Genomic DNA, 13,814 nt, shown 5'->3' with positions numbered 1-13,814 from the left:
TGCGTGTAGGCTGGGGGCGAATAATTTGCCACAAACAACACGTGCCGGGAGAACTCCATGCAACGATCCATCGCTACCGTTTCCTTGAGCGGCACCCTGCCGGAAAAGCTCGAAGCCATTGCCGCCGCCGGTTTTGATGGGGTTGAGATCTTCGAGAACGACCTGTTGTATTACGACGGGAGCCCGCGCGAAGTTAGACAAATGTGCGCCGACCTCGGAATTGCCATCACGTTGTTCCAGCCGTTTCGCGACTTTGAAGGCTGCCGCCGCGACCGCCTGGCGCGCAACCTGGAGCGCGCCGAACGCAAGTTCGACTTGATGCAGGAACTGGGCACCGACCTGGTGCTGGTATGCAGCAACGCCTCGGCCGATTGCGTGGGCGATGAACGCATCCTGCTCGATGACCTCAGCCTTTTGGCCGAACACGCCGGTCGTCGTGGCGTGCGCATTGGCTACGAAGCGCTGGCCTGGGGCAAGCATGTGAATACCTGGCAGCAGGTGTGGAACCTGGTGCGCCAGGTCGATCATCCCGCCCTGGGCGTGCTGCTCGACAGTTTCCATACGCTGTCGCTCAAGGGCGACCCGAGTGGCATTGCCCAGATACCGGGCGACAAGATCTTCTTTGTGCAAATGGCCGACGCGCCGATCCTGGCGATGGATGTGCTGGAGTGGAGCCGGCATTTCCGCTGCTTCCCGGGTCAGGGTGAGTTCGACCTCGCGGGGTTTCTTGCGCCGATCATCCAGAGCGGCTACAGCGGGCCGCTGTCCCTGGAAATCTTCAACGATGGTTTTCGGGCCGCCCCCACGCGCGCGAATGCGGCCGACGGCCTGCGCTCGCTGCTGTACCTGGAAGAGAAAACCCGTCAGCGCCTGGCCGAGCAAGCACCTGCCGCGCCGGTCGATATCCTCTTTGAAACGCCTGCCGCCAGCGAGTACGACGGCATTGAGTTCCTCGAATTCGCCGTGGATGAAAGCCTCGGCGCGAAACTCACCCATTGGCTGGAACGCCTGGGTTTTGCCAGGGCCGGGCAGCACCGCTCGAAAAATGTGAGCCTGCTGCGTCAGGGCGATATCAACCTGATCCTCAATTGCGAACCCTACTCCTTCGCCCACAACTTCTTCGAGGCCCATGGGCCGTCGTTGTGTGCCACGGCGATTCGGGTCAAGGACAGCGCCAAGGCGCTGCAACGTGCCGTGGCCTTCAAGGGCCAGCCCTATCGCGGGCTGGTCGGGCCCAATGAACTGGAACTGGCCGCCGTGCGTGCGCCGGATGGCAGCCTGATCTACCTGGTGGACCCCAGCGAAGGCGGCCTTTACGACACCGATTTCAACCTGCAATCGGCGCCTTCCGCCAGCGGCGGGCTGCTGCGCATCGACCATATGGCCATGGCGCTGCCGGCCGACAGCCTCGACAGCTGGGTGCTGTTCTACAAGAGCCTGCTCGACTTCGAGGCCGATGACGAAGTGGTGCTGCCTGACCCTTACGGGCTGGTGAAAAGCCGCGCGCTGCGCAGCCGCTGCAGCTCGATTCGCCTGCCGCTGAATATCTCCGAGAACCGCAACACGGCCATTTCCCACGCACTGTCGAGCTATCGCGGCTCGGGTGTGCACCACATTGCCTTCGACTGCGCGGATATTTTCGCCGAGGTGCGCCGAGCCAAGGACGCCGGGGTGCCGCTGCTGGATATCCCGCTCAATTACTATGACGACCTTGCCGCCCGGTTTGATTTCGACGACGAGTTCCTCAGCGAGCTGGCGTACTACAACGTGCTGTACGACCGCGACGCCCAGGGGGGTGAGCTGTTTCACGTGTACACCGAACCGTTCGAGGGGCGGTTTTTCTTCGAGATCCTGCAGCGCAAGAATGGCTACGCCGGCTATGGCGCGGCGAACGTGGCGGTGCGTCTGGCGGCGATGGCCAAGTCGCGCAGCGGCGCGGTTCGTCAGGCGCGTTTGTGATACCGGGCCAGGTGCTTCCTTCGGCAAGCGCCGCGGCCCATAATCGCAGCCTGCATAACACACCGCCATGAGCGCACCATGACCCTGACTCCCGATCTCTCCGCCGTGTCAGATGCACCGCGCAAGAGTCGCAAGAACAATCCGGAAAAGACCCGGGAGAATATTCTCCAGGAAGCCATCGTCGAATTTGTTCAGCAGGGCCTGTCCGGCGCCCGCGTGGACGCCATCGCCGAGCGCATCCACACCTCCAAGCGCATGATCTACTACTATTTCGGCAGCAAGGAGCAGTTGTACGTCGAGGTGCTGGAAAAGCTCTACGGCGACATCCGCAACACCGAAACCCGCATGAACCTCACCGCCCTGGAGCCGCGCGAAGCGATCCGGCGGCTGGTGGAATTCACCTTCGATCACCATGATCAGAATGTGGATTTTGTGCGCATCGTCAGCATCGAAAATATCCACAATGCCGAGTATGTGAAACGCACGGACACGATCAAGGCGATGAACAGCAAGATCCTCGAGGGGCTGGGGGAAACCCTGCGCCGTGGCGCCGAGCTGGGATTGTTTCGCGAGGGGCTGGAGCCTTTGGACGTGCACTTGCTGATCAACTCGTTCAGCTTTTACCGGGTGTCCAACCGTCATACCTTCAGTGAGATCTTTCAGATCGAACTGTCGGATGAAGCGATTAAACAGCGGCACCGCGAGATGATCTGTGAGTCGGTGTTGCGTTACCTGCAGGCTTGATTACGCGTTTTGAAATGCAATCCATGTGGGAGGAGGCAAGCTCCCCGCTTATCAAACACAAAATAACGTGTCGATTTTAGCCTGGAGTTTTAGGCAGCCACACGCCTGTGGCGAGCGGGCTTGCCCCGCGTTGGGCTGCGCAGCAGCCCCAAAGCCAGGCGCTGAGCCGTATCAGGTACACCGCGTTTTGCTCGATGGGGGCGCTTCGCACCCCAACGCGGGGCAAGCCCGCTCGCCACAATAAGCCCGCTCGCGGCCTGCCACATTTTCAGGTGTTCATGGTCTGGAAGTGCGCAAGCATTCTTTGCGCATCCGCCACCTCGCCACTGAACAATTCAAACGCTTTCACCGCCTGAAACACCGCCATATTGCCACCATCCAACGTGCGGCAACCCAGGGCACGGGCATCGCGCAGCAGCTGGGTTTCCAGCGGGAAGTACACGATTTCCGCGACCCACAGTTGCGCGCGTAACAGCGCTGCGTGCACCGGCGTGCCGGGCATTTTGGCCATGCCCATCGGCGTGGTGTTCACCAGGCCATCGGCCTCGGCCATGGCGTTGTCCAATTGGCTGCCGACCTCGGCGCGACCCGTGCCGAAGCGCAAGGTCAAGTTATCCACAAGCTCGCGCGAGCGGGCGGCGTCCACGTCGAAAATGCTCAACTGCTGCACACCCTCGGCCAGCAACGCATGGGCAACCGCCGCCCCGGCACCGCCGGCGCCCATCTGCACCACGCGCTGACGCGGCACATCATTGAGGTTGCGTCGAAAGCCTTCGGCAAAGCCCAGGCAGTCGGTGTTGTGGCCGATGCGTTTGCCGTCCTTGAACACCACGGTGTTTACCGCGCCGATGCCGCGCGCTTCGTCCGATAAGTCATCCAGCAACGGCAGGATCGCCTGTTTGCACGGGTAGGTAATGTTCAAACCGGTGAACTGCATCGACTCTGCGGCGCGCAGCAGGTCGGGCAGGGCGCTGACGGTCAGTTGTAACGGTTCCAGGTCGATCAGGCGATACAGGTAGCGCAAGCCCTGGGCGTCACCTTCCTGCTCATGCAGGGCCGGGGTGCGGGAGGCCTGGATACCGGCGCCGATCAGGCCGGCGAGCACGCGTGGTTTCATCAGGCGCATCCTTTGAGCGTGTGACTGAAATGTTCCAGGGCCAGGTGATAGCCATGGCTGCCAAACCCCGCCAGCACCGCCTTGGCGACCGGGGACACGAACGAGTGATGACGAAAGGCTTCGCGCGCATGCACGTTGGATAGATGCACTTCGATCACCGGCACTTCACTGGCCACCAGCGCATCACGGATGGCGACCGAGGTGTGGGTCCAGGCGGCGGGGTTGATCACGATTCCGGCGCAACGGGCGCGGGCACCGTGTATCCAGTCGAGCAGTTCGCCTTCGTGGTTGGTCTGGCGAAACTCGACTTTCAGCCCGAGCTGCTGCGCACTGCGTCCGCACAGGGCGGCGACATCGGCCAGGGTTTCATGGCCATAAGTGGCGGGCTCGCGAGTGCCGAGCAGGTTGAGATTGGGGCCGTTGAGCACCAGCACGATGGGTGGCATTGAGGGATCTCCACAGTTCTTATTGGTTGTGGGGATAAAATGTACTGGTTGGTTAGTTTGGTCAATGGATGGCGCGGGGTGTGTTCGATTATCGAACGATTAATCGTGGCTTCAGACGTTGGAATGTGCGGTAACAACGCCGCATTCGACGAATGGTGCGCTGTTACTAATCTGTGAAAAAGCTTCGGAGTGGTGGAGCCGGTTGTCGGGTTGCGGACTGAGAAGCGTAACCTGGCGAAAAATAACCTAACGGATGGGTTACGATGAGAGTAGGCGCTTACAAAGGATATGTGATTTCGGTATTTATCAGGGATGAGCATTGCCCGCCGCATGTGCATGTCAGGGGCAAGGACTGGGATGCGCGCTTTCGCTTCAGCTTTCTGAACGGGGGCGTGGATCTGTGGGACGTGGATCCCGAACGCAGACGACCTTCCAAAGCGCTTTTGAATGAAATAGGCGAGGCAATAACGCAGCGGCACTATCTGGCTCGGGCGCGCAGGATTTGGTGGGAAAAACTGCAAACGGTTTGCCTGGAGAACCATTCCTGGGATTTGGACGCGAGTGAACTGGTTCCGGGGTTGGTCATTCGACGCGGTGTCCATGTCATCGCAAGCGCCTGGCACGATGTTGTAAAGCAACGAACAATTTTGAATCTGGTAAGAGCGCCCAATTGTGTGGGGATTGATTTATGAAAATCGTGAAGGCCAAAGTCACACCTTATGTACCTCTCGCTGATGCAGATATCGACAAGGCAATAGCACGAGGGCGCAAGCTCAAGCGTCTGTACGCCAATGCGATCGACGTGCGCTATGAAGACGGCTGTATCTCCATCGGCTTCAGCGACGGCAGCCGTGTCGTATTGCCTGTAGCCGGTCTTGCGGAGTTCGAAGGGTTTTCCCTGGAGGATTTCCAGCAGTTGGAAGTCGGCTTTGGCGGCAAGGCACTGTGCTGCGAGCCTCAGGACCTTGATGTGTCGATCACCGGCTTGATCGCCACAAGCCAGCCTCTGATGGATCTGGCGACGAGCCTGGTGGCGTCACGCAACGGTCGCAAGAGCAGCGCGGCCAAATCCGCCGCCGCTCGCGCCAATGGCAAGAAGGGTGGCCGGCCCCCCAAAAAAGCGCCGGACACCGGTGACGCCACTGACGCATGACGCTGTAGACGTCTGGATCAACGACGACTCAGCAACACCCCGGACTCCATGTGATGCGTCCACGGAAACTGGTCAAACAGGGCGCACCGGGTAATGCGGTGCGTGTCATGCAGTTGCGCAATGTTCGCCGCCAGCGTCTCGGGGTTGCAGGAGATGTAGAGGATGTTGTCGAAGCGTCGGGTCAGTTCGCAGGTGTCCGGGTCCATGCCGGCGCGTGGCGGGTCGACGAATACGCTGCCGAATTCGTAGCTTTTCAAGTCGACGCCGTGCAGGCGACGGAACGGGCGAACTTCGTTCAGCGCCTGGGTGAGTTCCTCGGCAGAGAGACGCACCAGCGTGACGTTATTCACCGCGTTTTCATCGAGGTTGCTCAGCGCCGCATTCACCGAGGTCTTGCTGATCTCGGTCGCCAGTACCTTGCGCACGCGCGTGGCCAACGGCAGGGTGAAGTTGCCGTTGCCGCAGTACAGCTCCAGCAAGTCATCCGGGCGCTCGCCCAATGCCTCGAACGCCCAGTTGAGCATCTTCTGGTTCACCGTGCCGTTGGGCTGGGTGAAGGCGCCTTCGGGTTGGCGGTAGCTGAAGGTGCGCCCGCCGACGTCGAGTTTCTCCACCACGTAGTCGTGGCCGATCACATCGCGCTTGCCCTTGGAGCGGCCGATGATGCTCACGCCCAGATCAGCCGCAAGCGTGTTCGCTGCCGTGTGCCAGTGTTCGTCCAGCGGGCGGTGATAGCACAGGGTGATCATCGCATCGCCGGCCAGGGTGGTGAGGAACTCCACCTGGAACAGCTTGTGACTCAGGGCGGCGCTGGCTTGCCAGGCGGCCTTGAGCTGCGGCATCAACTGGTTGATGCGCTGGCTGGCAATCGGGAAGTCTTCGATCAGGATGGGCGTGCGTTTGTCGTCCTGGGAGAACATCGCGTAATGACGCTCGCCGTCTTCGCGCCACAGGCGGAACTCGGCGCGCAGGCGAAAGTGCTGTAACGGCGAGTCGAAGACCTGCGGCTCGGGCGCGTCGAACGGTACCAACAGGTCACGCAGGCGCGTGACCTTGTCCTGCAGTTGCGCGGTGTAGCGTGCGGCGTCAAAAGTCATGCGTTGAACCAGCCCAGCTTGATCACAAACAGAATCGACAGAATCACCAGCGCCGGGTTCAGCTCACGGTAGCGGCCCGAAAGCAGCTTGATGGCGGTCCAGGCGATGAAACCGAAGGCGATGCCGTTGGCGATGGAGTAAGTGAAGGGCATCGCCAGGGCGGTGATCACCACCGGCGCTGCCACGGTAATGTCGTCCCAGTCGATTTCAGCCAGGCCCTGGGTCATCAGCACCGCCACGAACAGCAGCGCCGGCGCGGTGGCGAAGGCGGGAACGCTGGCAGCCAGTGGCGAGAAGAACAGCGCCAGCAGGAACAGAATGGCGACCACGATGGCGGTCAGGCCGGTACGGCCACCGGCGCTCACGCCCGCGGCGGATTCGATGTAGCTGGTGGTGGTCGAGGTGCCCAGCAGGGAGCCGGCCATGGCCGCGGTGCTGTCGGCGATCAGCGCACGGCCCATTTTTGGCATGTGGCCGTCCTTGCCCATCAGCCCGGCGCGCTTGGCGACGCCGATCAGGGTGCCGGAGTTGTCGAACAGGTCAACGAACAGGAAAGCGAAGATCACACTGACCAGGCCGATATCCAGCGCGCCCTTGATGTCCAGTTGCAGAAAGGTCGGGGCCAGGGACGGCGGCATCGAGGTCACGCCGCCGAACGGGGTAATGCCGAGCAGGATCGACACGATGGTCACCGCCAGAATGCCGATCAGCACCGCGCCGCGCACGGCCAGGGCTTCCAGCGCCACGATCAGCACGAAGCCCAGGGTGGCGAGGATGGGGGCGGGTTGCTTGAGGTCACCCATGCCAATCAGGGTGGCCGGGTTGGCGACTACGATCCCGGCGTTATGCAGGGCAATCAGCGCGAGGAACAGGCCGATACCGGCGGCAATCGCCGAGCGCAGCGGCAGGGGGATGCTGTTGATGATCCACTCACGGATGCGGAAGATCGACAGCAGGAAGAACAGCACCGCCGAGATGAAGACCGCGCCCAGCGCCACTTGCCAGGTGTGGCCCATGTGCAGCACCACGGTGTAGGTGAAGAAGGCGTTCAGGCCCATGCCCGGTGCGAGCGCAATCGGGTAGTTGGCGATCAGGCCCATCACGGTCGAACCGATGGCGGCGGCCAGGCAGGTCGCGACGAACACCGCGCCCTTGTCCATGCCGGTCTCGCCCAGAATGCTCGGGTTCACGAACAGGATGTAGGCCATCGCCAGGAACGTGGTGATCCCCGCAAGAATCTCGGTGCGCACGTTGGTGTTGTGGGCTTTGAGTTGAAACAGCTTTTCCAGCATGCCGGCTCCCTGTGACGCTATCTTGCGTCGTTATTTGTTGACCTCTAAGTCAAAGCACAAACTGCGCCAAGCGCCTGTGGTTTCAGAGAGGATCGGAAAAAGCGGCGCATCATACCAGCAGCCGAGGCTGTGTGGCGCGTGGCCTTGAGGCATACTGCGGCGACGTTTGATAGCGGGTAGTCGACAGCATGAAAAAAGCCAACGCGTGGAGTCTAGCGCTGTTCCCCTTTATTGGCCTGTGGCTCGGTGCAGCACCGGCGTGGGGCGCCGCTGCACCGGCTTTGAGCGAGGTGCGGGTGTTCAAGGTCGAGTCGGCGCGCTGCACCGAAAGCATCCCGGACCGCGTGACCACCACCCAGATGTGCACGCACCGTGGGCCCACCAAGGTCTCGGTGATGGAAGTGGGCCTGGGCAACAACCCGGTCGGGCGCTTCAACGGCGCGGTGCTCAATGCTCAGCGCACGGCGGTGTGCCAGGTCGGCAATATCAGCCAGGCGTGCAATGGCGCAGGCCAACTGATCGGCTACATCTATGTGTTCGACCTGAACGTCGCAGGCCCCGGCGGCTTTGAATACAGCAACTCCTCGATCAATCCGCCGCGCAACACCCTCAAGACCCAACTCAATATCCTCTGATCAATCCGCTTGAACGCTCATACCCCCGGGAAGTCGTACCCCTGAGACGGCGATTTCCCTAACGCCGCGGATGTACACCAACCCGTGAGGTGTTTATGAGCGCGACCCCCAATGGCGCGGCGGCCCAACCGTTCGTCGCCCACCCAATACGCTTGACCCTCAACGGTCAGGAACGCCAACTGAGCGTGTTGCCCTGGACCACCCTGCTGGACCTGCTGCGCGAACAACTGGACCTGGTCGGCAGCAAGAAAGGCTGTGACCACGGCCAGTGCGGCGCCTGCACCGTGTTGCGCGACGGCAAGCGCGTCAATGCCTGCCTCACCCTGGCCATCATGTGCGACGGTGCCGAGCTGACCACCATCGAAGGCCTGGCCGACGGCGACCGCTTGCACCCGATGCAGCAAGCCTTCATCAAGCACGACGCCTTCCAGTGCGGTTACTGCACTCCCGGCCAGATATGCTCCGCCGTGGGCCTGGTCAACGAAGGCCGTGCCCACGACAGCGCACAGATCCAGGAACTGATGAGCGGCAACCTCTGCCGTTGCGGCGCCTACAGCAATATCCGCGATGCCATTGAAGACGCGCTGCCCGCGTGCCGTCAGCGGGGAGGTGAGCAATGAATCCTTTCCACTACAGCAAGCCTGCCGACGTGCAGGAAGCGGTGCACCTGAGCAGCACGGCCTCGCGCTTCATCGCCGGGGGCACCAACCTGCTGGACTTGATGAAAGAGAACATCAGCCGCCCCGAGCACCTGATCGACATCACCGGCCTGCCGCTGCGCGAGGTGGAAGCAACCGCCGACGGCGGCGTGCGCATCGGCGCCCTGGTCAGTAACGCCGACCTGGCCTGGCACCCGCTGATCGAACAGCGTTACCCGCTGCTGTCCCAGGCCATTCTCGCCGGCGCCTCGCCGCAGCTGCGCAACATGGCCAGCACCGGCGGCAACCTGTTGCAGCGCACCCGTTGCTACTACTTCTACGACGCCGCCGTGCCATGCAACAAGCGCGAGCCCGGCAGTGGTTGCCCGGCGCGCACCGGTTTGAACCGCATCCATGCGATCCTCGGCGCCAGCGACCAGTGCGTTGCCACCCATCCTTCCGACATGTGCGTGGCTCTGGCGGCGCTGGAAGCGCGGGTGCATGTGCAAGGGCGCGCGGGCGCACGGGTCATCGAGTTTGCCGATTTCCATCGCTTGCCCGGTGATGCGCCGCAACGCGACAACCAGTTGGCCGACGACGAGTTGATCACCGCTGTCGAACTGCCGGCCGATCACCTCGCCCGTCACAGCCACTACCTGAAAATCCGCGACCGCGCGTCCTATGCCTTCGCCCTGGTGTCCGTCGCCGCAGCCCTTGAACTGGACGGCGACCGCATCGTTGACGCGCGTCTGGCCCTCGGCGGTGTAGCGCATAAACCCTGGCGCGACCGCGCGGTGGAAAGCGCCTTGATTGGCCAGTCGGTCAGCCGCGAAACCTTCAGCAACGCCGCCGACGCGCTGCTGCAGGATGCCGAGCCGCTTGAGCACAACGGCTTCAAGATCAAGCTGGCACGCCGCGCAATTATCCGCGCCCTGAGCGACGCCGCCGTCGCAGGAGAACAGCCATGAGTGCTATCGGCAAACCCCTGGACCGCGTCGACGGTCTGCTCAAGGTCACCGGGCAAGCGCGCTACGCCGGTGAATTTCCCGAGGACGGCCTGCTGCACGGCAGCGTGGTCTCCAGCAACATTGCCAAGGGCCGCGTGCTGCGTATCGACGCCTCCCGAGCGCTGGCGCTGCCGGGCGTGGTGGCCGTGATCGACCACCTCAACCGGCCGAAAATTGCCAGCTACGATGACGCCTTCGCCGACGATGATGCGGCGGACGGCTCGCCCTTCCGCCCGTTGTACAACGACCGCGTGCTGTACAGCGGCCAGCCGCTGGCGCTGGTCATCGCCGATAACCTGGAGCTGGCGCGCCACGCCGGTTCCCTGGTACACATCGAGTACGAAACCGAAGCCTTCGACACCGATCTGGTTGCGCAGCAGGAGAGCGCTCACCCTTCGTCGCAGACCCCGCCCAAACCGCGCGGCAACTTCCAGGCCGAATGGTCCGGCGCGGCCATCAGCCTCGACCTGCATTACAGCACCCCGATCGAACATCACAACCCCATGGAACCCCACGCCAGCACCGTGCTGTATCAGCCGGACGGCACCTTGCACATCCACGACAAGACCCAGGGCCCGCAAAACTGCCAGTCCTATGTGCAGGAGGTGTTCGGCCTGGATAAAAGCCAGGTGCGCATTTTTGCCGCGTTCGTCGGCGGCGCCTTTGGCTCCGGCCTGCGTCCGCAGTACCAGTTGCCGTTGGCGGTGATGGCGTCGCTGTCGCTCAAGCGTTCGGTGCGCGTGACCCTCACCCGCCAGCAGATGTTCACCTTCGGCTACCGCCCGCGCACCCTGCAGCGCCTGCAGATGGGCGCCGCCGCCAATGGTCGCTTGCTGGCCCTGGGGCACACCGCGATTGGCCAGACCTCGCGCTTCGAGGATTTCAGCGAACACGTGGTGGAGTGGAGCGGCATGCTCTACCACTGCGACAACATTCAGCTGACCTACAAACTGGTGCCACTGGACGTCTACACCCCGCTGGACATGCGCGCACCCGGCGCTGCGCTGGGTGTGATCGGCCTGGAATGTGCGATGGATGAACTGGCTTGCGCCCTGGCCATCGACCCGGTGCAACTGCGCCTGATCAACTACGCCGAGCGCAACCAGAACGAAGACAAACCCTGGTCCAGCAAAGCCTTGCGCGAGTGCTACAGCGAAGGCGCCGAGCGTTTTGGCTGGAGCCAGCGCAACCCGGAGCCGCGCAGCATGCGTGACGGTCGTCAGTTGATCGGCTGGGGCATGGCCGGCGGCGTGTGGGAAGCCATGCAAATGAAGGCCAGCGCCAAGGCGCGTCTGGACGCGAACGGCAAACTGACCGTGAGCAGCGCCACCACCGACATCGGTACCGGCACCTACACCGTGATGACGCAGATCGCGGCCCAGGCCAGCGGCGTGGCAATGGCCGATATCAGCTTTCTGCTGGGGGACTCATCCCTGCCCACCGCGCCGTTGCAAGGCGGCTCGTTTACCGTGTCGTCGGTCGGTACGGCGGTGCAGCAGGCGTGCGAAGCGCTTAATGCCAAGTTGCTGAAAATCGCCCAACAGACCTATCCGGCTTTCAAGGACGTGGACACCGCGCGCTTTGAAGACGGTCAACTGCACGCTGGCGAACAACGCGTGTCCCTGGCGCAGTTGGTCAAGGACAGCGGCGAACAGGCGCTGGAAGTACAGGTCGACAGCGAGCCCGACAAACAGCGCGAAGGCTACGCCACGGCCACTCACTCGGCGGTGTTCGTCGAAGTGCGCGTGGACGAGGACCTGGGCACCATCAAGGTCAGCCGCGTGGTCAGTGCGATTGCTGCCGGGCGCGTGGTCAACCCGAAAATGGCACGCAGCCAGATCCTCGGCGGTGTGGTGTGGGGCATCGGCATGGCGCTGCATGAAGAGACCCAGGTCGACCATCAACTGGGGCGCTACATGAACCACAGCCTGGCCGAGTATCACATTCCGGTTAACGCCGATATCGGCGAGATCGATGTGGTGTTTGTCGAGGAACATGACGAGATCGTCAACGCGCTGGGCTCCAAGGGCGTGGGCGAGATCGGCATTGTCGGCGTGGCGGCGGCGGTGGCGAACGCGGTGTACCACGCCACCGGCAAGCGGGTGCGGGAATTTCCGATCACCCTGGACAAGGTGCTTTAACCATCAACACATGACCCCTGTGGGAGGGGCTTGCTCCCGATGGCGGTCTATCAGTCACTCAATATCTGACTGATCCACCGCTATCGGGAGCAAGCCCCTCCCACATTTGCGCCCTGTTACAAGTCGGTTCAGGCAGTGGGTTTCAGAGCGGGTTCTTCCACCGGCACATGCATCCGGTCCCGATTCGCCAGGGTCGGGAACAGTTTGATCCACACCCCGGTCACCACCAGCGTGCCGATCCCACCCATCACCACGGCGGGCACGGTGCCGAACCAATGGGCGGTAATGCCCGATTCAAACTCACCCAACTGATTCGACGCGCCGATAAACAGGCCGTTGACCGCGCTGACGCGTCCGCGCATTTCATCCGGGGTTTCCAGTTGCACGAACGACGCGCGAATGACCATGCTGATCATGTCCGCCGCGCCCAGCACCACCAGCACCGCGAGGGAAAACCAGAACGAGGTGGAGAGGCCGAAGGCAATGGTTGCCACGCCAAACACACCCACGGCGGTGAACATCACGCGGCCCACTTTGCGGTCGACCGAGAACCGCGCCAGCCACAACGACATCAACAGTGCGCCCACTGCCGGCGCCGAGCGCAACAGGCCCAGGCCCCAGGGGCCGGTCAGCAGAATGTCCTTGGCGAACACCGGCAGCAGCGCGGTGGCGCCGCCCAGCAGCACGGCAAACAGGTCGAGGGAGATCGCGCCGAGAATGTCCGGGCGACTGCGGATAAAGCGGATGCCGGCCAGCAACGAGTCCAGCGTGGCCTTGCCTTTGTTCAGTGGCGTCTGGCGGGCAGGCAGGTTGAGCATCAGCACGCAGGCAATGAGGTACAGCACCACGGTGGGGCCGTACACCCAGACGCTGCCGAATGCGTAAAGCAGGCCGCCGAGTGCCGGGGCGACGATGGTGGCCAGTTGCTGGGCCGACTGCGACGAGGCTACCGCCCTTGGGAACAACGCGCTGGGCACGATGCTCGGCAACAGCGCCTGGGTGGTGGGCTGTTCAAAGGAGCGGGCAGCGCCAAGCAGGAAGGCGAGGATGAAGATCATCTCGCGGGTCACGTGGCCGGTCAGGCCGCCGATGGCCAGGGACAGCGCGATCAGGGCCTGCACGGTCTGGCAGATGGCCGCGACCCTGCGCCGCTCATAACGATCGGCCACATGTCCGGTGTGCAGCATGAACAGCACTCGGGGCACGAACTCCACCAGACCGACCAGGCCCAGGTCGAGCACGTTGCCGGTGAGTTGGTAGAGGTTCCAGCCGATGGCCACGGTGAGCATCTGAAAGCCGCTGGCGGTAAAGATCCGCGCCAGCCAGAACGCAATAAAGGGACGGTGATGACGTAACAGCAACGCGGGTTCAGTGGGCATCGAAGGTACTGGCCGGAGCTTGAGGGAACGGCGAGGTTATCATCAAGCTGTAACAAATAGTTGCAAGAACAGCCGTGAGGCAGCCTGTCACGCGTCAATCCACCACACGGCCACTGACACAAAATGGGACTACTCTTTCAGCAATGCTTGATCCAGATCAAAACCTGTGTGGGGTTTGGTCTGGCGGCCGCAAGGCCGGAATCCCT

The 13,814-nt window shown here is 62.5% G+C and carries 13 protein-coding genes; 8 read left to right on the top strand and 5 right to left on the bottom strand.

Annotation, left to right across the window (positions count from 1 at the left end):
* The first annotated feature begins 57 nt into the window (after window positions 1-57).
* Window positions 58-1,959, top strand: coding sequence for a 3-dehydroshikimate dehydratase QuiC (gene quiC / locus RHM60_RS12560; protein ID WP_209985059.1), 1,902 nt, complete (start codon window positions 58-60; stop codon window positions 1,957-1,959).
* Between the two features lie 78 nt (window positions 1,960-2,037).
* The gene (locus RHM60_RS12555) at window positions 2,038-2,703 is read left to right on the top strand and encodes a TetR/AcrR family transcriptional regulator (protein WP_209985056.1); all 666 of its coding nucleotides are present in this window, start codon (window positions 2,038-2,040) and stop codon (window positions 2,701-2,703) included.
* A 268-nt stretch (window positions 2,704-2,971) separates the two neighbouring features.
* On the opposite strand, the gene RHM60_RS12550 is transcribed toward RHM60_RS12555, so the two are convergent.
* Together RHM60_RS12550 and aroQ are read right to left on the bottom strand one after the other, a co-directional pair.
* The gene (locus RHM60_RS12550; protein ID WP_416195148.1) at window positions 2,972-3,820 is read right to left on the bottom strand and encodes a shikimate dehydrogenase; all 849 of its coding nucleotides are present in this window, start codon (window positions 3,818-3,820) and stop codon (window positions 2,972-2,974) included.
* Window positions 3,820-4,266 (bottom strand): type II 3-dehydroquinate dehydratase, encoded by a 447-nt coding sequence (aroQ, locus tag RHM60_RS12545; RefSeq protein ID WP_231422593.1) that lies wholly within the window; start codon window positions 4,264-4,266, stop codon window positions 3,820-3,822. Before aroQ ends, RHM60_RS12550 begins: the two co-directional genes overlap by 1 nt.
* 263 nt (window positions 4,267-4,529) lie before the next feature.
* On the opposite strand from aroQ, the gene RHM60_RS12540 reads away from it, so the two are divergent.
* Both RHM60_RS12540 and RHM60_RS12535 read left to right on the top strand, forming a co-directional pair.
* Window positions 4,530-4,958 (top strand): DUF4160 domain-containing protein, encoded by a 429-nt coding sequence (locus RHM60_RS12540; RefSeq protein ID WP_209985050.1) that lies wholly within the window; start codon window positions 4,530-4,532, stop codon window positions 4,956-4,958.
* Window positions 4,955-5,419 carry a DUF2442 domain-containing protein gene (locus RHM60_RS12535; protein ID WP_322211992.1) on the top strand — a complete coding sequence of 155 codons (465 nt, stop codon included), beginning with the start codon at window positions 4,955-4,957 and terminating at the stop codon, window positions 5,417-5,419. The genes RHM60_RS12540 and RHM60_RS12535 overlap by 4 nt, the downstream gene beginning before the upstream one ends.
* Before the next feature lie 17 nt (window positions 5,420-5,436).
* Here the strand turns inward: RHM60_RS12535 and trmA are convergent, their stop codons facing one another.
* Window positions 5,437-6,516: a tRNA (uridine(54)-C5)-methyltransferase TrmA gene (trmA, locus tag RHM60_RS12530; protein WP_322211991.1), complete on the bottom strand. Its 1,080-nt coding sequence runs from the start codon at window positions 6,514-6,516 to the stop codon at window positions 5,437-5,439.
* Window positions 6,513-7,808: an NCS2 family permease gene (locus RHM60_RS12525; RefSeq protein ID WP_057008669.1), complete on the bottom strand. Its 1,296-nt coding sequence runs from the start codon at window positions 7,806-7,808 to the stop codon at window positions 6,513-6,515. Before RHM60_RS12525 ends, trmA begins: the two co-directional genes overlap by 4 nt.
* A gap of 188 nt (window positions 7,809-7,996) precedes the next feature.
* Here RHM60_RS12525 and RHM60_RS12520 point away from each other — a divergent pair, with 188 nt between their 5' ends.
* The 4 genes from RHM60_RS12520 to RHM60_RS12505 all read left to right on the top strand — a co-directional run bounded on the left by RHM60_RS12520 (window position 7,997) and on the right by RHM60_RS12505 (window position 12,229).
* Window positions 7,997-8,443, top strand: a complete 447-nt coding sequence (locus RHM60_RS12520; protein WP_209985037.1) for a DUF4879 domain-containing protein — start codon at window positions 7,997-7,999, stop codon at window positions 8,441-8,443.
* A 95-nt stretch (window positions 8,444-8,538) separates the two neighbouring features.
* On the top strand, window positions 8,539-9,063 hold the full coding sequence (locus RHM60_RS12515) for a (2Fe-2S)-binding protein (RefSeq protein ID WP_209985034.1): 525 nt from the start codon (window positions 8,539-8,541) through the stop codon (window positions 9,061-9,063).
* Window positions 9,060-10,049: an FAD binding domain-containing protein gene (locus tag RHM60_RS12510; protein WP_209985031.1), complete on the top strand. Its 990-nt coding sequence runs from the start codon at window positions 9,060-9,062 to the stop codon at window positions 10,047-10,049. Before RHM60_RS12515 ends, RHM60_RS12510 begins: the two co-directional genes overlap by 4 nt.
* Window positions 10,046-12,229, top strand: a complete 2,184-nt coding sequence (locus RHM60_RS12505) for a xanthine dehydrogenase family protein molybdopterin-binding subunit (RefSeq protein WP_209985027.1) — start codon at window positions 10,046-10,048, stop codon at window positions 12,227-12,229. The genes RHM60_RS12510 and RHM60_RS12505 overlap by 4 nt, the downstream gene beginning before the upstream one ends.
* A gap of 128 nt (window positions 12,230-12,357) precedes the next feature.
* Here RHM60_RS12505 and RHM60_RS12500 read toward each other — a convergent pair whose 3' ends face one another.
* Complete coding sequence (locus RHM60_RS12500; RefSeq protein WP_209985022.1) at window positions 12,358-13,608, bottom strand: MFS transporter; 1,251 nt, start codon at window positions 13,606-13,608, stop codon at window positions 12,358-12,360.
* Window positions 13,609-13,814: the final 206 nt, after the last annotated feature.

This window comes from Pseudomonas sp. MH9.3 (genome assembly GCF_034354675.1).
In the GTDB taxonomy this organism is placed as follows: domain Bacteria; phylum Pseudomonadota; class Gammaproteobacteria; order Pseudomonadales; family Pseudomonadaceae; genus Aquipseudomonas.
Note: the sequence above shows the minus strand (reverse complement) of the source record. Positions and strands in the feature narration are given on the sequence as shown.

Coding starts and splice junctions, on each gene's coding strand:
- quiC (WP_209985059.1), top strand. CDS start 58: ATGCAACGATCCATCGCTACCGTTTCCTTGAGCGGCACCCTGCCGGAA.
- RHM60_RS12555 (WP_209985056.1), top strand. CDS start 2,038: ATGACCCTGACTCCCGATCTCTCCGCCGTGTCAGATGCACCGCGCAAG.
- RHM60_RS12550 (WP_416195148.1), bottom strand. CDS start 3,820: ATGAAACCACGCGTGCTCGCCGGCCTGATCGGCGCCGGTATCCAGGCC.
- aroQ (WP_231422593.1), bottom strand. CDS start 4,266: ATGCCACCCATCGTGCTGGTGCTCAACGGCCCCAATCTCAACCTGCTC.
- RHM60_RS12540 (WP_209985050.1), top strand. CDS start 4,530: ATGAGAGTAGGCGCTTACAAAGGATATGTGATTTCGGTATTTATCAGG.
- RHM60_RS12535 (WP_322211992.1), top strand. CDS start 4,955: ATGAAAATCGTGAAGGCCAAAGTCACACCTTATGTACCTCTCGCTGAT.
- trmA (WP_322211991.1), bottom strand. CDS start 6,516: ATGACTTTTGACGCCGCACGCTACACCGCGCAACTGCAGGACAAGGTC.
- RHM60_RS12525 (WP_057008669.1), bottom strand. CDS start 7,808: ATGCTGGAAAAGCTGTTTCAACTCAAAGCCCACAACACCAACGTGCGC.
- RHM60_RS12520 (WP_209985037.1), top strand. CDS start 7,997: ATGAAAAAAGCCAACGCGTGGAGTCTAGCGCTGTTCCCCTTTATTGGC.
- RHM60_RS12515 (WP_209985034.1), top strand. CDS start 8,539: ATGAGCGCGACCCCCAATGGCGCGGCGGCCCAACCGTTCGTCGCCCAC.
- RHM60_RS12510 (WP_209985031.1), top strand. CDS start 9,060: ATGAATCCTTTCCACTACAGCAAGCCTGCCGACGTGCAGGAAGCGGTG.
- RHM60_RS12505 (WP_209985027.1), top strand. CDS start 10,046: ATGAGTGCTATCGGCAAACCCCTGGACCGCGTCGACGGTCTGCTCAAG.
- RHM60_RS12500 (WP_209985022.1), bottom strand. CDS start 13,608: ATGCCCACTGAACCCGCGTTGCTGTTACGTCATCACCGTCCCTTTATT.